This is a genomic window from Streptosporangium sp. NPDC020145 (genome assembly GCF_040631275.1).
Classification (GTDB): domain Bacteria; phylum Actinomycetota; class Actinomycetes; order Streptosporangiales; family Streptosporangiaceae; genus Streptosporangium.
Window position 1 is genome coordinate 1 of the sequence record NZ_JBEXZT010000056.1, and the last position, 16,934, is coordinate 16,934.

Below are 16,934 nucleotides of genomic sequence, written 5' to 3' on the forward strand. Positions count from 1 at the left end.
ACCGGGGACACCTGAGCGGCCAGCTTGCGATCCAGCTCCTCGGCGGACCCGGCCCGCACCAACAACACCTCCCCGGCGTACGGCCTGCCGGGCAGGGCGCTCCGGTAGGCGCTCCACAGGCCGGAATGCGAGCTGTGGAAGACCAGCCAGTCCGGATGAGCCGCTTGCACGGAGTTACAGGCTCGATCCGAAAACTCAGAAACTTGGCGAGGAATCCAGGTCGTCATGCCGCCCTCCCACCCGGCGAACGCCCTTCGGCCATGTCCCGGCCCTGCACCTCAGAGTCCGGACGCCTCCGCCGAGCCAGTGAAGGCGGCGCAAGCCGGATCGCCCTGATCATCTCCGCTTCCCGCATCCGCTCCTCCAGTCCCTCACCGGTAGCGTCCTCGACGATGACCGGGCGTGGGCCGTCCCAGACGGCCATGGCGTAGAAGTTGCGTCGGCCCAGACTGTAGAGAACCGTCCAGTCCGCCCACGCCAGGTCGATTCGCTCGGCCTCAGCGCGGGCCGGGCCGTCCCACACCCTTCGATAGACCGGCACGTACGGTTGGCCGTCCCGATGCCTTCCGGTCACGAAGGCACCCCCTCAACGGCGTCCCGGGCCTTCTCCTCCTGTTTCGCCACGGCCTCCCGGACCTCCTCGAAGGTGTCGGCGTCCACCGTCGGCTCCGCCCCAGCCCGCAACGCCGTACGCGGAAAGGCCCGGTTGCGGATCGCCCAGAACCGCCCGGCGTCGCTGATGATCAACCGCCACCCCGGGATCGTCGGGACGGTGGGAGCGTCGTGCATGATCTGAACCTCCGTGATCCGATCAGGGCTCTTCCTGGCGAGGTGTTCGCCGGGCGACCGGTCCTGCGAGGACATGGCGTCGGCTGTTCGGTCGGCGAGAAGACGTGCCGCTTCCACCGGATCGTCGATGGGGTGCCATATCCAGCCGCCGGGAGCACGAGACCAGCGGAGACGTTCAGGCCCGCACCATACGAGCAGGCCGCCGAGGATGAATGTGGCGTACCCGCCGGATGTCGGGACACCGTGGACGGTCGGAGCCTCACGCGGTTGCGGCACGGCCTGTTCCGGAAGCATGGAAGGACCGTAGAAGGCGGCGGAGAGACCAGGGGACACACTCTGTGACCCCTGGTTTCGGTCAGACCATCAACGCGATTTTGTCCGCCAGCTCCCGGGCACGCGGACGCAGCGGGGCAGGACCCGTCTCCACGAGTTCGACGAGCATGCGGCGGGCGTACCCGTTGTAGCGGATCGTCTCCGGTGCCGCCTGCCGGGCGAGTTCCAGGGTGCCGAGCACGGCGTCGTGATCGCGCTGAAGGCGATGCGCCCGAGCGATCTCGATCAGGTGGCGTCCCCTGCGCGGCTGGGAGGGAATGGCCGCCAGGGCCGCCCGTTCCGCCTGCCTGGCCGACTCACCACTCTGGGACAGCTCCACAGCGAGCGTGACCGCGTGCGCGTCCATGATGACCCGGGAGAAACTCGTCCACGGCTGGTAGTAGTCGCCGGGCAACCGGTCGGCGACCCGGCCTGCCTTCTCCCAGTACGACCAGGCTTCTCCGGCATTCCCGACGCGGGCAGCCGTGAACGCCAGCTCGAAGTGCAACGCGCCCCACATGGCCAGCAGGTCCACGCCCGGATCGTCCATGTACGGCTGGACGGCGGCCATGCCCTGCTTGTTGATCGCCCACGCGGCCTCGAAGTCCCCGACGTCCCGGTGAGCCTGGCCCAGGAACCACACCGCGCAGGTCAGCGCGAGCGGATCGTCAGCCTCCTGAGCTGCTGTCAACGCCCTGTCCGCGACCCGCCACAGCAGGTCCTGGGCAGGCTGGTAGGCCAGGAACATCTGGGCCAGGCCGTAGGTCTCGGCGAGGAGCGCGTTCGCGCGGCGCCGGTCCTCTCCCCGGTACATCACCGCTGCCAGCTGCACGTCACGGACCAGGTCGGGGAGAAGACGCCCCAGAGCGGTCCGATGGTCGGCGGAAGCGTGCCGGGCACGCCAGGCGGCGTCCAGACGGCCACGCAGATGACCGAGCGGCTGGACCGTCCCGGACGGGCGCAGCGGCGTCGTGTTGATGGCCTGCCGTACGGCGTCCAGCGCCGGATGGCCAGGGCCGGTGAACATGCGGACCGGCATGGACTGGTCTCCTATCAGTGCCGACAGGTCACGCACCCGCAGCGCTTCGGCGAGCTGCAGAAGGATGGGAAGACGCGGGTTCTGCTGAAGCCGTCCCGCCTCCACGCTTTTCAACCAGGAAACAGACTTTCCAACGAGGCCCGCGAGGACCTCCTGGGTCATACCGCGCCGCTCGCGCAGATATTTGATGCGTTGCCCGACAGTGAGCACCGGATCGGTGGGCTCATTACGGTCGTCATTCACCGGCCACATCCCCTTCCTGATGTTCCGACAGCTCAAGGCTAGGACGCCACCCCGTCCCATGGGAGAAGTCGGAACTTCCCGATCCCGGGCCGTACGGTGGAAAGGCTTTCTACGAAATGAACCGACGAGCTGTTCCCCGTCTTCGATCGGGCGTTCACCTCGCTGTGGGAGCGGAGCCTGCCGGTATGACCCTTGACGTCCGTACGGTCCTGCCCATCGCCGAGCAGGCCGTCACCATCGCCGCCACCCCGGCGTTCCTCACCGGCCTCCTCGACCTCATCACCGAAACCGACAAGAACGCCCCTCACCCCGTCCAACCACGCTGATCACAGTGGCGCCGGACTCGCTCCGCGATCACACGCCCATGGAACTTCTCTGACCGAACGAAGGTGCACCGTGACGCCCCAACTGCCCGCTCTCGCGCGTGACCTTGTCCGGCTGGTCGTCACGGTGATGGACGAGATCCGGCCCCGCCTCATCGAGGCCGCGCTGTCAGGTGAGCGCTCCGAGAGCCGAAACCATCGGCACGCCGGCAACTTCCTGTCCGCACACGACCTGTGGATGCACGAACGCTACCGGGACCTGCTGAGCGCGATCATCCCGTCCTATGTCTACGCCTCAGAAGAGGCCGACCCCCAGGTCATCGGGACCGACCCCGACCCGGACCTGTGCGTCCTGGTCGATCCGCTCGACACCAGCGAACTGGCCGTCCGCGCCCTGTACGGCTACACGCACGTCCTGGTCTACTCCCGCCGTCTCGCCCGCCCGATCGCGGCGGTCGTCGGCGACATCTTCCACCACCTGCAGATCTACCTCGCCGCCCGCGACGACACCGGCCACGAACACGCCTTCGTCATCACCCGGGACGGAACCCCCCACCCCCTGCGGCTGAACCGGGTAGTCCCCCTGCCGGAGGCCCTGGTCACGAACTACCTCATGAAACCCGCCGAACGCTTTCATCCCCTCACCCAGCAGGCCCGACTCCTTGAGGAACTCAGCCGCCCCTCCCCGGAAGGTGCCCGCAGGGGCCGTCTCGGAGTGGACTTCGGGTCCGTCGGACTGTGCCACGTCGCCGCAGGGCTCAGCGACGCGATGATCGAGTTCGCGAAGGGCTTCGCCGTCTGGGACCTGGCCCCCGGCCACTACATCCTCAACGCCGCCAACGGAGTGGTCCTCGACCTCCACGGCCACCCCATCCCGCTGGACTACCGCTTCGACACCCTCGCCGACATCGGCAAGGCCATGAACCAACGCCGCAGGTTCATCGCCGCCTCCAGCCTGCCCCTCGCCGAGAACATCCTCACCGCGCTACGAGAAGCCTGAACCCCGACAGGCCGACACCGCTTCGCCCTTCCCTTCGGGAGCTGATATGAAAGCGAGTGGCTTACGGAAGGGTCGTTGGACTCGACCGGACTCCAAAGATGATCAACGCTCTGACCTGCACCGCTGCACTACCGCCGGGCTGCTGCAGAAACCACGTATCCCACTTCCACAGCGTCCGGCCTGACCTGGGGCTTTACCCTCAGGTCGCTCATCACCCTGAAGGGTCCACAACGCCCCCAACCCGCCAGTAGCCACGAGCACGCCCATCGAAGGACCAGACCCCGGGTCGTGGGAAAATTTGTGCGAAAACCCCGGGGAAAGAAGCTCGCATTGTGCTCGAAGCCCTCCAGATCGGGCTAGGGTCTGTTTCCGGGTCTCTCCCCCCTTGCCATGATCGTTCGGACGGCGTCCTGTGGCGTTGTCACCTCACCCCCGCAAGAACCGCGTGGACCGCGAACGTCGCGTGAATCCCGCGGACGCGCCCAACAACCGCCGTGAGCTTCGTCTTGTGGCGTGTCCATCCGGATGGTTCCGGCTGTGGTGGAGATCCCCGAACAACCCAGGCGACGCCGACGGAAGACCGCGAAAGCGGTTCCCAGACGGATGGAGAGAAGTTGAGCAAGGCCATCAGAACGGACACGCAGTCGCCCGCATCACACACCGCCGACAGTCACGACCTGATCCGCGTGCAGGGTGCGCGGGAGAACAACCTCAAGGACGTCAGCGTCGAGATCCCCAAGCGGCGGCTGACGGTGTTCACCGGCGTCTCCGGCTCGGGCAAGAGCTCGCTGGTGTTCGGCACGATCGCCGCAGAGTCCCAGCGGTTGATCAACGAGACCTACAGCGCCTTCGTTCAGGGCTTCATGCCCACGCTGGCCCGGCCCGAGGTCGACCTCCTCGAAGGGCTGACCACGGCGATCATCGTCGACCAGGAGCGGATGGGCGCCAACTCCCGTTCCACCGTCGGCACCGCGACCGACGCCAACGCAATGTTGCGGATCGTCTTCAGCAGGCTGGGTGAGCCGAGCGCCGGGCCGTCGTTCCACTACAGCTTCAACCTGCCCGCCGGGGCCTGTCCTCGCTGTGAGGGCATGGGCAAGGTGACCGACATCGACCTGACCCAGCTCTTCGACGCGAGCAAGTCGCTCAACGAGGGCGCGATCACCATCCCCGGCTACACCCCGGACGGCTGGCTGGTGCGGGTCTTCACCTCCTCCGGCTTCATGGACCCGGACAAGCCCATCCGCGACTACAGCGAGACCGAGCTGCACGACTTCCTGTACCGCGAGCAGACCAAGGTGAAGGTCGAGAGCATGAACCTCACCTACGAGGGTCTGGTCCTCAGGGTCCAGAAGTCGTTCCTGGCCAAGGACAAGGAGGCGTTGCAGCCGCACATCCGGGCGTTCGTCGACCGGGCGGTCACCTTCACCGCCTGCCCCGAGTGCGGGGGCACCCGGCTCAACGAGGCCGCCCGTTCCTCGCGGATCAACGGCGTCAACATCGCCGACGCCTGCGCGATGCAGATCAGCGACCTGGCCAAGTGGGTACGCGGCATCGACGAGCCCTCGGTCGCGCCGCTGCTGGCCACGCTGCAGCAGACCCTCGACTCGTTCGTGGAGATCGGGCTCGGCTACCTCTCCCTCGACCGGCCCTCGGGCACGCTGTCGGGCGGTGAGGCGCAGCGCACCAAGATGATCCGTCACCTCGGCTCCTCGCTGACCGACGTCACCTACGTCTTCGACGAGCCGACGACCGGTCTGCACCCCCACGACATCCAGCGGATGAACGGCCTGCTGCTGCGGCTGCGCGACAAGGGCAACACCGTGCTCGTCGTCGAGCACAAGCCGGAGGCGATCGCGATCGCCGACCACGTCGTGGACCTCGGCCCCGGCGCCGGTACGGCGGGCGGCACCGTCTGCTTCGAGGGCACCGTGGAGGAGCTGCGGGCCAGCGGCACCCTCACCGGCCGCCACCTCGACGACCGCGCCGCCCTCAAGGAGAAGGTGCGCACGCCGAAGGGTGCCCTGGAGATCCGGGGCGCCACCTCGCACAACCTGCGCGAGGTGGACGTGGACATCCCGCTCGGGGTGCTCGTCGTGGTCACCGGTGTCGCCGGGTCGGGCAAGAGTTCGCTGGTGCACGGGTCGATCCCGGCCGGCGCGGGCGTGGTCTCGATCGACCAGGGCGCGATTCGGGGGTCGCGGCGGAGCAACCCGGCCACCTACACCGGGCTGCTCGACCCGATCCGCAAGGCGTTCGCCAAGGCCAACGGCGTCAAGCCCGCGCTGTTCAGCGCCAACTCCGAGGGCGCCTGCCCCAACTGCAACGGCGCCGGTGTCATCTACACCGACCTGGCGATGGTGGCCGGGGTGGCGACCGTCTGTGAGGAGTGCGAGGGCAAGCGCTTCCAGGCGTCGGTGCTCGACCACCACTTCGGCGGGCGGGACATCAGCCAGGTGCTCGCGATGTCGGTGAGCGAGGCCGAGAAGTTCTTCGGCTCGGGTGAGGCGCGCACTCCCGCCGCGCACGCCATCCTCAAGCGGCTCGTCGACGTCGGGCTCGGCTACATCAGCCTGGGTCAGCCGCTCACCACGCTGTCCGGCGGCGAACGGCAGCGCCTCAAGCTGGCCACCCACATGGCGGAGAAGGGCGGCGTCTACGTCCTCGACGAGCCGACGACCGGTCTGCACCTCGCCGACGTGGAGCAGTTGCTCGGTCTGCTCGACCGGCTCGTCGAGTCCGGCAAGTCGGTCATCGTCATCGAGCACCACCAGGCCGTGATGGCGCACGCCGACTGGATCATCGACCTCGGTCCCGGTGCCGGTCACGACGGCGGCCGGATCGTCTTCCAGGGCACGCCCGCCGAGCTGGTCGCCGCCCGCTCCACCCTCACCGGGGAGCACCTGGCGGCCTACGTCGGGGCCCACACGGAGTCCTGAGCGAAGGTCTGACGTGAAGCGCCGGGCGTCGTCACCGCGACGCCCGGCGCGATCGTGCCCCTGAGGTCGCCTTGGCCTCAGGGGGTCGGGGTTATGAGCACTTGGCCACCTGGCAGATCTTGGCGAGCATTGTCTGGGCGTCCTTCGTCTGGTGTGCGAAGTCTGTCTTGTCGGGGGCTCCCCACTCCCCGGATCTGGCGTAGACGACCAGCGCGTTGCCACGGCGGGTGAGAACGACCCGTTCGCCACCGACCTTGGCCTTGTTGCCCTGGTAGAGCTGTCCGGTCACGGCCAGCCCCTCGTCACCGAGGGCCAGGGGGCTGCCGGAGTACCGGTAGGCGGTCTGCGACGTCTGGATGGCGGGGCAGCGGACCAGGGCCTTGCGCACGTCGGCCAGGGCCTGGGCGGCGGCCTTCGCCGACTGGTAGAGGATGACCTGCTCGGAACGCTGGTCGGAGACCGCGACGTAGGTGACCGTACGGGCCGCGATCCTGCCGGCGGCGGCGGGCGAGCCGACGTAGCAGGGGTTCACCGCGAGCTTGGCGTCCTTGGCCTGGCTGACCGACCACATGCCGTGCACGCTCTTCTGTTCCGCGGCCTTCTCGTACAGCAGGAACCCCGGCGGAATCGCCCCCCCGGAGGCGGATGAGGACGCGAACGCGAGGGCGGGGGTCATGACAGTCGCCATGACAACAGCGAGGGTGCAGGTTGTCAGGATCTTCATGGAAGGTGAGACGTATGAGACCCCTGGGATGGTTCGCCCGATCTGTCATCAGACCGATCGGGCATGAGTCCCGCACCGGACCGCAGGTCACGACAGGTCGACCGACTGTCACACGACAGTCACTCTCACGACGGTCAGGTGACGGCGCGTCAACCGTCCACGCATTCTAAAGAATTCTTGCGAAAGGGTTCTTGTCTCATCATAATGGCGCCATGGACGAGCACCCCGCCATCACCGATCCACGCGCACTGCGTGCTCTGGCGCATCCCATCAGGCTCGCGTTGCTCGAAGCTCTCGGAGTGCTGGGCACGGCCACCGCGACACGGTGCGCGGAGGTGACCGGAGAGAGCGTCGCGAGCTGCTCGTTCCATCTGCGCACCCTCGCCGAGTACGGCTTCATCGAACGGGCTCCCTCCCATACCAGGGAGAAGCCGTGGCGGCTGGCCCAGCCCGTCCAGGCGATCGCGTCCACGGCGGAGACCACCCCGATGGGGAACGCTCTCGCGGAGGTGTTCCTCGAAAAAGAGTTCGCGCGCCTGCGTACCTGGCGTGGGCGCATGGAATCAGAGCCCGAGGAGTGGAAGAACGCGAGCCTGATCCTGGGCGCCACGCTCTGGATGACCCCGACGGAGTTGTCGGAGTTCAGGGAGTTCCTCAGGTCGATGGTCATGGGATACCTCGACAGGGTCGAGAAGGCCGAACTGCGGCCCGAGGGGGCGCGTCCGGTGAGACTGTTCATGGCCAGCAGCGCCGAGCACTACCCGGAGCCCGCCGACGACGCGGCGACCCAGGCATGAGCGCGCTGGGCGACTCCCGCTTCCGCAGGCTTCTGGCCGGTCAGTCGCTCAGCACCTTCGGCGACAGCGCACTCTACCTGTCGCTGGGCATCTGGGCCAAGGACCTGACCGGCCAGAACGCGGCGGCGGGAATGGTCTTCCTCTGCCTGTCCCTGCCGGTGGTCCTCACCCCGTTCGCGGGCCACATCGTCGACCGATTACGCCGCAAGCCGCTGCTCATCGGGGTCAACGTCGTCGCCGGACTCGGCGTGCTCGCCCTGCTGCGGGTGCACACGGTGGCCGACCTGTGGATCATCTACGCGGTCGCCCTCGGGTACGGCCTCTCCTTCATCCTGTTGCGCCCGGCCCAGGTGGGGCTGGTCAAGGAGATCCTCTCCGGTGAGGACCTCGCGGGCGCGAACGCCGCCATCCGGACGGTCGGCGAGGGCATCCGGCTGTTCAGCCCGCTGGCCGGAGCCGCCGTCTACACCGCGGTCGGCGGCCCCATGCTCGCCGTGATCGACTCGATCACCTTCGCCGTCGCGGTCGTCATCCTGCTCACCCTGCGCGTCGAGGAGTCCGCCCCGACCCCACCCCAGGAGCGCGAGCCGTTCCGGCGGGAGATCATGGCGGGGTTCCGGCAGATCACGAGCACTCCCCTGGTGGCCTTCACCACGGTCGCCGTCGCCGCAAGCTTCGCGGTGGTCGGGTTGCTGGACACGGTCGACTTCGCGGTCATCGAGTACGGCCTGGGGCGTCCCGCCTCGTTCTTCGGCGTGCTGATGTCGGTCCAGGGCGCGGGAGGCATCTGCGGCGGCCTGGCCGTCGCCGCGCTGATCCGCAGGTACGGCGAGGCCAGGTCGGTCGGCGCGGGCCTGCTGACGGTCGCCGTCGGTACGGCGCTGCTGACCACGACGAGCCTGCCGGTGGTCGTCGCGGGGTTCGCGTTGATCGGCTGCGGGGTTCCCTGGCTGGTGGTCGGCTACACGACGGCGTGGCAGCGTTCGACGCCGCAGCAGGTCCTGGGCAGGGTGGCCGCCGCGGCCGACCTGGCCACGGTCGGGCCGCAGACGCTCTCCATCGCGCTCGGCGCCGCGCTCATCGCGTCGGTCGACTACCGCGTCCTGCTGGGCGTCTGCTGCGCGGTCCTGGCCCTTTCGGGGGCCGTGCTCCTGCGCAGAGCCCCCAAGCTCGTCGCCGCCTGACGAGTCGCCGCCTGACGAGTCGCCATCTGACCTGGCGCGGGCCGGACTCCCACGACCGGCCGAGGACGGCCCTCCCCACGGCTCCGGGTGTCAGCCGTACCTCTTGACGGTCCTGCTGATCCAGTCCGCGTAGGCGGGGACGTTGACGTAGAGGCCGGGGCCCTCCGCGCAGGACGGGCTGGCGGCGCCGGGTCCCGAGGTGACGCCGATGAGTTCCCAGCGGCCGGTACGGCCCCGCCGGATCTGCGGTGAGCCGGAGTCGCCGTTGCAGGCCATGGCGTCACGTACCCGGCTGACCGTGCACAGGCGCCTGCCCGAGGCGTAGCCGGGGCCGCACTCGGAGACGGCGCCCCTGCGGGTGTCGAGTTCCTGGAGCCGTTCGGCCATCTTCCACTCGGCCGGGTTCTTGCTGAACACGGTGGTGCCGAAGCCGATGATCCTGGTCGGGGTGCCAGGGCGGCCGGGCTGTTCGGCGATCCTGACGGGTTCCTGGGTGACCGGGCGGTCCAGGCGGATCAGTGCGATGTCGTCGCGGTTGGGACCGCCCTTGAGGTTCTGCCGGAACCCGGGGTGGACCACCTTCTTCGAGATGGCGCGGACGGTGCCTCCCGAGGCGCGGTTCTCGCTGCCGACCCGGACGGTTCCCGCGGGGATGGAGCCGATCTCCGTGTTGAGGCAGTGGGCCGCGGTCACCACCCACCTCGGGTGGATCAGCGCCGCTCCGCACTGGCCGTCCTTGAGGCCCTGGGCGGGGGCGGAGATCGGGACGGACGCCATGAACGGATAGGACTCGGTGGAATCCTTGCCGTTGATGATCGCTCCGGCGCTGCCGGCCGTGGCGGCGAGGCAGGCCGTACCGGCGACGACGACGATGGCGAGACGCGACGCCACCCGGCGGGATGATTGCATGCCAAACAAAAGGGCCAGCCCTTCAGTGGGAATTAATACTGAATAAGGCTATTTATCCGCATTTGTCGGGAAAATCATGGCAGCAGGAGACCGTACGGTAGGGGCCGCCCCCTCAGCGGGGCAGGGCGAGCGTCACCAGGGCCGGGACCACCTCGCGGATCCGGCGCTCGCGCAGATGATCCACCAGCCGGGCGGCCCCGGCGGCGCCGTCCGCCATGAGACAGCCGGGGTCGAGTCTGCCCCTGGTGACGGCGGCGGCGGAGATCGCCAGCGGGGAGCGGCGCAGCTCGACCACCTGGACGTCCTGTTCCTCCGGCAGCCAGCCTCGCACCAGCTCCGGCACCGAGGCGGCGCCCTCGGGCACCTCGACGATCAGCAGCACGCGGGCCGTACCCCACGGGCGGAGCACGCCCGGCATCGCGGCGGCCACGAATCCGATGGCGTGCTCGGCGCTCATCCAGCCGACCTCGGCCTCGGCGTGGTGGTTGGGACCGGTCGGGCTGTTGAACACCAGGTGGTCGGCCAGGTCACCGACCGCCAGCCCGGAGCGCAGGTCCGCGGCCAGGAAGTCGGTCTTCTCCGCCGGGCCGACGTCGATCCCGTTGACCAGGGCGTTCACCTGGGAGTACGCGACCGCCCTCGGATTGAGGTCGACACCGACGGCCGAGGAACAGCCCTCCCGCAGCGCCAGAGCCAGAACCCCGCAGCCGCACCCGACGTCCAGGAGCCTGCCGTCGACGGGACCGAGGTTGTCCAGCAGTTCGAAACTCGACGCGTGCGGCGGCATGACCAGCGTGGACCGGCCGGCCATGGTGACCGAGGCGTCATCCCTGAACAGCTGGTCGGACAGCAGATACATGGAACGGCAGGGCGAGACGGAGACCTCCGACGTCACCGTCCCGTCCCGCTCCACGACCAGTTCGAGCCCCGCGAGCAGCCCGCGCAGCCCGGTGGGCACCACCTTCGTGTAGACGTCCCCGGGCACCTCGCCGTTGCGCACGAAGAGCTGGACCATGGCGCCCGCCGCGCTCGTCAGCAGCTCGGGGACCCGCTCGGCGGAGCAGACGGCGTAGAAGGCCGTGTTGCTCAACAGGTCCGTCGAGTCCTCGGCGGACAGAGCGGCGACCGTCGCCTCCTCGGTGAAACCCACCTCGCGCAGCGCCCCGCGGAGGGAGCGCAGAGCCTGGACGCCACGTGCCCGCGCCACCTGAGCGCCCGGTTGCCACACGACGTCACCTGCGGTGCAGACGGACCGGGAAGGAGTCCAGCCCGAAGTTGATGATGGAGGAGTTGTACTCGGGCTCGCCGAGCGGTTCGACCTCCGCCACCAGCCTGGACAACTCCGTGAACAGCACCCGCAGCTCGGTCCTGGCCAGCGGCCCGCCGATGCAGTAGTGCTCGCCCCAGCCGAAGGCGATGTGCCGGTTGGGGTGCCGGTTGAGGTCGAGGCGGTGCGGCTCGTCGAAGACGGCGGTGTCCCGGTTGGCCCCCGGCGTCCACACCACGACCCGGTCACCCGCCTGGATCCGCTGCCCGGCCAGCTCGGTGTCCGTCTTGGCCGTGCGCAGCACGTGCAGCCCGACGGAGGTCCACCGCAGCAGCTCCTCGGTGGCGAGCTTCGGGTCGGCCTTGCCGTCCAGTTCCCGCCAGGCGTCGGTGTTGCGCACCAGGGAGAGCATCGCCATCGCGGCCGTGTGCCGTACGGTCTGGATGCCGCCCACGATGATGTTGTCGCAGTTCAGCACGACCTCGTCGAGTTCGAGGTCGGCGGCGAGCGCGCTGATGACGTCGTCCCCCGGGGCGGCCTTGCGCTCCATCGCGAGCTGCAGCAGGTACGGCAGCAGCCGCTGGTGCGCGGCACGCCGTTCCGCCGGGTTGCGGCCGAGGAACGCCTGGTCGCACATCGCCACGATCTCGTCGCGGTCCTCGTCCGGGATGCCCATGAGGTCGCACATCACGGTGAGCGGGACGACCGCCCCGATGTCCTTGACGAAGTCGATCTTCTCCCTGACCAGCAGTCGTTCGATGACGCCCTCGGTCAGGTCGCGGATGCGCTCCTCAAGGCCGTTGGCGCGCCTGGCGGAGAAGAACGGCATGACCGGGTCACGGTAGGCGCGGTGCTTCGGCGGGTCGCTCAGCGCCATCATCCGCCCGGCCCCGGCGGGGGGACCGTACCCGGTGCCCAACAGCGAACCGCCCTGTGAGCTGTAGGTCTTGGCGTCACCGAGGACCGCGAGCGACTCCCGGTGGGTGAGCACCGCCCACAGGGGACCCTCCTGGCCCGACTCGTGCCGCTGGACCGCGCCTTCACCCCGGATCTCGTCGAGGATCGTGTACGCGTCATCCCTGGCCCAGAATCCGGCGTCGGTGAGGTCATAGGTGTCCAGCAGCATTGGGATTCCTTTCCGCTGTCTGGTCCGGCTCTGCTGACTCGGCCGGGTTTCCGGCGAGTTCGTGGTCGACGCGGGCGGCCAGTTCCCGCAGGGTCGGGTGGTCGAACACGGCCCGTACCGGCAGCCCGACCTCGAACCGCTCCAGCACCTCCGCCGTGACCTGCGGCGCGAGCAGCGAGTAACCGCCGACGGTGAAGAAGTCGTCGTCCGGTCCCACCTGCTCGCAGCCGATGACCTGGCACCAGATCTCCCCGAGCACGCGTTCCGTCTCGGTGCTGAACGCGACCGGTTCGACACCCCGGTCACGGGCGTCGGGGGCGTCCGGGGTGGGCAGCCGCAGCCGGTCGATCTTTCCTGTCGAGGTCAGCGGCATCTCGTCGAGCACGACGTACGCCGCCGGGATCATGTACGTGGGCAGCGACCTGGTCAGCCGCCGGTGCAGCGCGGCGACGTCGATCACCGCGTCGGGGCGCGCCTGGACGTACGCGGCCGGGCGCAGCGTCTCCGGGCTGTCGCCGTAGGTCCTGACGGCGGCCTGGGCGACCGCCGGGTCGCGGTAGAGCGCCGCCTCGATCTCCCCCAGCTCGACCCGCGCGCCCCTGATCTTGACCTGGTCGTCGATCCTTCCCGAGAAGACCAGCCCTCCGTCGGCCGTACGGCGGGCCAGGTCACCGGTGCGGTAGGTCTGCTCGGGCAGGAAGACCTGGCGTGTCTCCTCGGGCCGGTTGAGGTAGCCGTGGGCGAGGAACCCGCTGCGGACGCGGATCTCCCCGATCTCCCCGTCCGGCGCCGGCCGTCCGTCCTCGTCGGTCAGCAGGATCTCCCGTCCGGGGATGGGCCTGCCCAGCGGGATCGGATCGACGGCGTCCTGCGGCACCTGCTGCGAGGTGGCGAGGATGCACTCGGTCGGCCCGTAGAAGTTGTGCACGGCCGCCTTGGGGAAGGCGTCGCGGGCGGCCAGCACGAGCTCGGCGTGCAGCGACTCGCCGAACAGGCTCAGCGTCCGCACGCTGCCGACCGGCGCCGATCCCGCCGCGGCGTCCAGCAGGTGACGGCACAGGCTCGGCACGGTCTGCAGGTGCGTCACCTCGTGTTCGACGATCCACCGGTGGATCCTGGCCGGGTCGCCCTTGACCTCCCCCGGCGGGATGACCAGCGCGGCACCGCCGTGCACCGCCGTCATGATCTCGACGTAGGCGGCGTCGTAGGCGAGCCTGGCCCACTGGAGCATCCGCGCGCCCTGACGCGTGTCGAGTTCGGTCGAGAGCCAGCGGGTGAGCTGGTCGAGGTTGCCGGTGCGCTGCACGATGCCCTTGGGGGTGCCGGTGGAGCCCGAGGTGTAGACGACGTACTCGGTGTCCTGCGGTACGGACGTCCGCCTCGCCTCACCCGTCGCCCGCCGTACGACCGTGGCCTCGTCCCCCTCCACCTGCACGAGCGCCGTGGGGAAGGGGTCGGCGCCCGCGGGGGCGAGCACGGCGACCGGGGAGGAGTCGGCCACGATCGCCATCTGCCGCTCAAGCGGCTGGTCGGCGGTCAGCCAGGCGAACGGGGTACGCGCCCGGCGGGCGGCCAGCAGCGCCGCGACCGCGTCGGGGCCGTCGGGAACGGTGATCACCAGCACGTCACCGGGCCGCAGCCCGGCGCGGACCAGCGCCGCGCTGTACTGCGCGGCCCGCCGCTCAAGTCCTCGGTAGGTCAGCGTGCCCGACTCGGTGATGACGGCGGGGGCGTCGGCGCGGTTCATGCCACACCCGCCGAGGTGCTCAGGAAGTCGGCGACCGTCCGCGCCAGCACGGCTCCGGCCGCCTGGACCACCAGGTGGCCTCCTTCGAGGACCCGCATGCTGTACGGCCCGGTCGTGCTGCGCGCCCAGCCCGTCATCTCCTCGCCGCTCACGGTCGGGTCGTCGGTGCCGACCAGCCCGAGCACCGGGCAGTCGAGCAGCGGCTCCCACCGGTGCAGGTAGTCCTGGCACAGGTTGAGGTCGGCGCTCACGACAGAGAGGACCAGATCCCGCAGGTCAGGGTGGTTGAGCACCTCGGTCACCGTGTCGTCGATGGAGGTCAGGAAGGTCACCACGTCCTGCGTTCCCGTCGGCCCGGGTGGGCCGTTCCACAGGTGGGGCGGCAGCAGCGCGGCCAGCACGCACGCGACGGGCGGGTTCTCCGGCGACAGCTCCCTGGCCACGTTGTAGGCGACGAGCGCGCCCATGCTCTGGCCCAGCAGGGCGTACCTCCCGGTGGCGAACGGCCGCATCGCCGCGCTCACCCAGGCGACCAGCTCGTTCACGTCCGCGGCGTGCGGCGCGGTGAACCGCCCGCCCCTGCCGGGCATCCGTACGGCCCACACCTCGATCTCGGGGGGCAGTTCCCTGGCGAGATCGGCGAAGGCGGGCGCGTCCCCGCCGGCGTGCGGGAAGCAGAACAGCCGGGTCTCCGCGTTCGGTCTGGGCACCGGCACCCAGAACCAGTCGGTCACCAGCATCGGCGCCGTCATCACATTCCCCCGTTCTCCGTGGTGTCCGCGCCTGCTCCACTCCGGGTGCCCTCGTGCGTGACGCGGCGCGGGGAGACGTCGAGCTTCGAAAGCGGCAGGTCGGGATCGGCCACGACCTGGGCGAGCAAGGACTGGTAGCCGGCGAGGAGGTTCTCGGCCGAACTCCCGTCGAACAGATCGGTGCGGTAGCACAGCAGCGTCTCGACGGTCTCCGCCGCGGTGTCGAGCACGTGCAGCTCCAGGTCGAGTCTGGTGACCTGCTGACGCACCCCGTCCCACTCCTCGACCTCGATGTCGTGCCAGCGGGCCGGCTGTGCGCGGTGCGGCGTGCGCAGCAGCTGGAACCCCACCTGGACCAGTGGGTTGCACGTGGGGTCACGCGGGACGCCGAGGTGGTCGACCAGCATGTCGAAGGGGAGCGAGTCGTGTTCGAGCGCGTCGAGCGTGGCCGATCCGACCTGGGCCACCGCCTGCCGGAAGGACGGATCTCCCGACAGGTCGCCACGCAACGGGACGGTGTTGACGAAGAACCCGACGGTCGCGTGGAACTCCGGCCGCGACCGCCCCGCGACGGGGACGGCCAGGACGACGTCGTGCACCCCGGTCCACCGGGCCAGCAGCATCATGAAGGCCGTGACGGTGGTGACGAACATCGTGCTGCGCAGTTCACCGGTCAGCCCGCGCAGCCGTACGGCCAGCGGCGGCGGCACCGCGTCCGGCAGCTCACCGCCCGCGAACGTCTGCGAGACCGAACGCGGCCGGTCCGTCGGCAGAGGCAGTACGGCGGGTGCCCCGAGCAGCCGTTCCCGCCAGTGGGCGAACTCCCGCTCCAGGTACTCACCGCCCAGCAGGCCGCTCTGCCAGGCCGCGTAGTCGGCGTAACCGGCCTGCGGGACGGGCAGCTCGACCTCCTCGCCCTTCACGTACGCCGTGTACAGCTCCCCGATCTCGGCCGTGACGATCTGCACCGACCACGCGTCGATCACGATGTGGTGCATCTCCAGCAGCAGGATGTGCCGCTGTTCGCCCAGTCTCAGCAGGTTCGCCCGCACCGGGGCGGCGGCGGCCAGGTTGAAGGGCCGCGCCACCTGCGCGGCGGCGAACTCGGCGGCGTCCCCACCCTGGGCGGCCAGATCGACGTACGGCAGCGGCACCTCACCGGGGGGTTCGATCCGCGCCCCGGGACGGCCCCGCTCGGCGGGGAAACTCGTGCGCAGGGCGTCGTGCCTGGCGACCACCTCGGTCAGCGCGCGCCGCAGGACCTCGACGTCGAGGGCGCCGCGCAGCTCGTAGCCCAGGCACACGTTGTACTGCGTCGATTCCGGGTCGAACTGCTGCAGGAACCAGAGCCGGTGCTGCGCGGGAGACAGGGGAAGACGGCCGGTCTCCGCCGCGCTCCTGCGCTCAGTGCTCATCAGGGGCCGTGATTTCCGCACCGGCGGGGAGCCGCTCACCGACCCAGGTGACGAAGGCCGCGAAGTCCTCGGCGTCGTACAGGTCGCGGAGCGTCAGCTCGACCTTCAACCGGTCACGCACCAGGAACAGCAGCCGCACCGCCGCCAGCGAGTGCCCGCCCAGTGTGAAGAAGTTGTCCGCCGAGACCACGGCGGGCACCCCCAGGACCTCTTTCCAGATACCGGCGAGGGTGTCGTGGAGAGGACTGGTTCGCTGCTCGACGACGTCGCTGGTCGGTAGGGGGGTGAGGGTGTGGGGTGGGGGCAGGGCGTTGCGGTCGGTCTTGCCGTTGTGGGTGGTGGGCAGGTGGGTCAGGGGCAGGTAGGTG

General features: G+C 69.6%; 16 protein-coding genes. 5 read left to right on the forward strand and 11 right to left on the reverse strand.

The genetic code is table 11. The features are described 5' to 3' along the window. Positions 1-223: 223 nt before the first annotated feature. The 3 genes from ABZ463_RS41050 to ABZ463_RS41060 form a co-directional block, all read right to left on the reverse strand. Positions 224-574, reverse strand: a complete 351-nt coding sequence (locus tag ABZ463_RS41050) for a hypothetical protein (protein ID WP_362785490.1) — start codon at positions 572-574, stop codon at positions 224-226. Beyond that, positions 571-789 carry a hypothetical protein gene (locus ABZ463_RS41055; RefSeq protein ID WP_362785493.1) on the reverse strand — a complete coding sequence of 73 codons (219 nt, stop codon included), beginning with the start codon at positions 787-789 and terminating at the stop codon, positions 571-573. The genes ABZ463_RS41050 and ABZ463_RS41055 overlap by 4 nt, the downstream gene beginning before the upstream one ends. Before the next feature lie 355 nt (positions 790-1,144). Beyond that, positions 1,145-2,392, reverse strand: a complete 1,248-nt coding sequence (locus ABZ463_RS41060; protein WP_362785495.1) for a helix-turn-helix transcriptional regulator — start codon at positions 2,390-2,392, stop codon at positions 1,145-1,147. 176 nt (positions 2,393-2,568) lie between these two features. Here ABZ463_RS41060 and ABZ463_RS41065 point away from each other — a divergent pair, with 176 nt between their 5' ends. From ABZ463_RS41065 to ABZ463_RS41075, 3 genes are all read left to right on the forward strand, one after another. After that, positions 2,569-2,709 carry a hypothetical protein gene (locus tag ABZ463_RS41065; protein ID WP_362785498.1) on the forward strand — a complete coding sequence of 47 codons (141 nt, stop codon included), beginning with the start codon at positions 2,569-2,571 and terminating at the stop codon, positions 2,707-2,709. 70 nt (positions 2,710-2,779) lie between these two features. Continuing rightward, a complete protein-coding gene (locus ABZ463_RS41070; protein WP_362785501.1) occupies positions 2,780-3,706 on the forward strand; it encodes an inositol monophosphatase family protein in 927 nt (308 codons plus the stop codon). Positions 3,707-4,320: 614 nt separating this feature from the next. Further along, positions 4,321-6,645 (forward strand): excinuclease ABC subunit UvrA, encoded by a 2,325-nt coding sequence (locus tag ABZ463_RS41075; RefSeq protein ID WP_352014527.1) that lies wholly within the window; start codon positions 4,321-4,323, stop codon positions 6,643-6,645. A 91-nt stretch (positions 6,646-6,736) separates the two neighbouring features. On the opposite strand, the gene ABZ463_RS41080 is transcribed toward ABZ463_RS41075, so the two are convergent. Beyond that, positions 6,737-7,333, reverse strand: coding sequence for a hypothetical protein (locus ABZ463_RS41080; RefSeq protein WP_362785504.1), 597 nt, complete (start codon positions 7,331-7,333; stop codon positions 6,737-6,739). 248 nt (positions 7,334-7,581) lie between these two features. Between ABZ463_RS41080 and ABZ463_RS41085 the strand changes: the two genes are divergently transcribed. Both ABZ463_RS41085 and ABZ463_RS41090 read left to right on the forward strand, forming a co-directional pair. Continuing rightward, complete coding sequence (locus ABZ463_RS41085; RefSeq protein WP_362785507.1) at positions 7,582-8,166, forward strand: helix-turn-helix domain-containing protein; 585 nt, start codon at positions 7,582-7,584, stop codon at positions 8,164-8,166. Next, on the forward strand, positions 8,163-9,350 hold the full coding sequence (locus ABZ463_RS41090) for an MFS transporter (protein WP_362785510.1): 1,188 nt from the start codon (positions 8,163-8,165) through the stop codon (positions 9,348-9,350). The genes ABZ463_RS41085 and ABZ463_RS41090 overlap by 4 nt, the downstream gene beginning before the upstream one ends. 90 nt (positions 9,351-9,440) lie before the next feature. On the opposite strand, the gene ABZ463_RS41095 is transcribed toward ABZ463_RS41090, so the two are convergent. The 7 genes from ABZ463_RS41095 to ABZ463_RS41125 all read right to left on the reverse strand — a co-directional run. Next, positions 9,441-10,241 (reverse strand): serine protease, encoded by an 801-nt coding sequence (locus ABZ463_RS41095; protein WP_362785513.1) that lies wholly within the window; start codon positions 10,239-10,241, stop codon positions 9,441-9,443. A 130-nt stretch (positions 10,242-10,371) separates the two neighbouring features. After that, positions 10,372-11,487 carry a 50S ribosomal protein L11 methyltransferase gene (locus ABZ463_RS41100; RefSeq protein WP_362785516.1) on the reverse strand — a complete coding sequence of 372 codons (1,116 nt, stop codon included), beginning with the start codon at positions 11,485-11,487 and terminating at the stop codon, positions 10,372-10,374. A gap of 4 nt (positions 11,488-11,491) precedes the next feature. Next, positions 11,492-12,652 (reverse strand): cytochrome P450, encoded by a 1,161-nt coding sequence (locus tag ABZ463_RS41105; RefSeq protein ID WP_362785519.1) that lies wholly within the window; start codon positions 12,650-12,652, stop codon positions 11,492-11,494. Continuing rightward, entirely contained in the window at positions 12,633-14,399 is a 1,767-nt protein-coding gene (locus tag ABZ463_RS41110) for a non-ribosomal peptide synthetase (protein ID WP_362785522.1), read from the reverse strand. Before ABZ463_RS41110 ends, ABZ463_RS41105 begins: the two co-directional genes overlap by 20 nt. Further along, the gene (locus ABZ463_RS41115; protein WP_352014535.1) at positions 14,396-15,151 is read right to left on the reverse strand and encodes an alpha/beta fold hydrolase; all 756 of its coding nucleotides are present in this window, start codon (positions 15,149-15,151) and stop codon (positions 14,396-14,398) included. The genes ABZ463_RS41110 and ABZ463_RS41115 overlap by 4 nt, the downstream gene beginning before the upstream one ends. Next, on the reverse strand, positions 15,151-16,566 hold the full coding sequence (locus ABZ463_RS41120; RefSeq protein WP_362785525.1) for a condensation domain-containing protein: 1,416 nt from the start codon (positions 16,564-16,566) through the stop codon (positions 15,151-15,153). The genes ABZ463_RS41115 and ABZ463_RS41120 overlap by 1 nt, the downstream gene beginning before the upstream one ends. Continuing rightward, on the reverse strand, positions 16,556-16,934 hold a 379-nt coding region (locus ABZ463_RS41125), incomplete at its 5' end, for a phosphopantetheine-binding protein (protein WP_362785528.1). The genes ABZ463_RS41125 and ABZ463_RS41120, both read right to left, overlap by 11 nt.

What these genes read in the sequence shown, in the direction of transcription:
- ABZ463_RS41055 (WP_362785493.1), bottom strand. Translation starts at nt 789, where the DNA reads ATGCACGACGCTCCCACCGTCCCGACGATCCCGGGGTGGCGGTTGATC.
- ABZ463_RS41060 (WP_362785495.1), bottom strand. Translation starts at nt 2,392, where the DNA reads ATGTGGCCGGTGAATGACGACCGTAATGAGCCCACCGATCCGGTGCTC.
- ABZ463_RS41065 (WP_362785498.1), top strand. Translation starts at nt 2,569, where the DNA reads ATGACCCTTGACGTCCGTACGGTCCTGCCCATCGCCGAGCAGGCCGTC.
- ABZ463_RS41080 (WP_362785504.1), bottom strand. Translation starts at nt 7,333, where the DNA reads ATGGCGACTGTCATGACCCCCGCCCTCGCGTTCGCGTCCTCATCCGCC.
- ABZ463_RS41085 (WP_362785507.1), top strand. Translation starts at nt 7,582, where the DNA reads ATGGACGAGCACCCCGCCATCACCGATCCACGCGCACTGCGTGCTCTG.
- ABZ463_RS41090 (WP_362785510.1), top strand. Translation starts at nt 8,163, where the DNA reads ATGAGCGCGCTGGGCGACTCCCGCTTCCGCAGGCTTCTGGCCGGTCAG.
- ABZ463_RS41105 (WP_362785519.1), bottom strand. Translation starts at nt 12,652, where the DNA reads ATGCTGCTGGACACCTATGACCTCACCGACGCCGGATTCTGGGCCAGG.
- ABZ463_RS41110 (WP_362785522.1), bottom strand. Translation starts at nt 14,399, where the DNA reads ATGAACCGCGCCGACGCCCCCGCCGTCATCACCGAGTCGGGCACGCTG.
- ABZ463_RS41115 (WP_352014535.1), bottom strand. Translation starts at nt 15,151, where the DNA reads ATGACGGCGCCGATGCTGGTGACCGACTGGTTCTGGGTGCCGGTGCCC.
- ABZ463_RS41120 (WP_362785525.1), bottom strand. Translation starts at nt 16,566, where the DNA reads ATGAGCACTGAGCGCAGGAGCGCGGCGGAGACCGGCCGTCTTCCCCTG.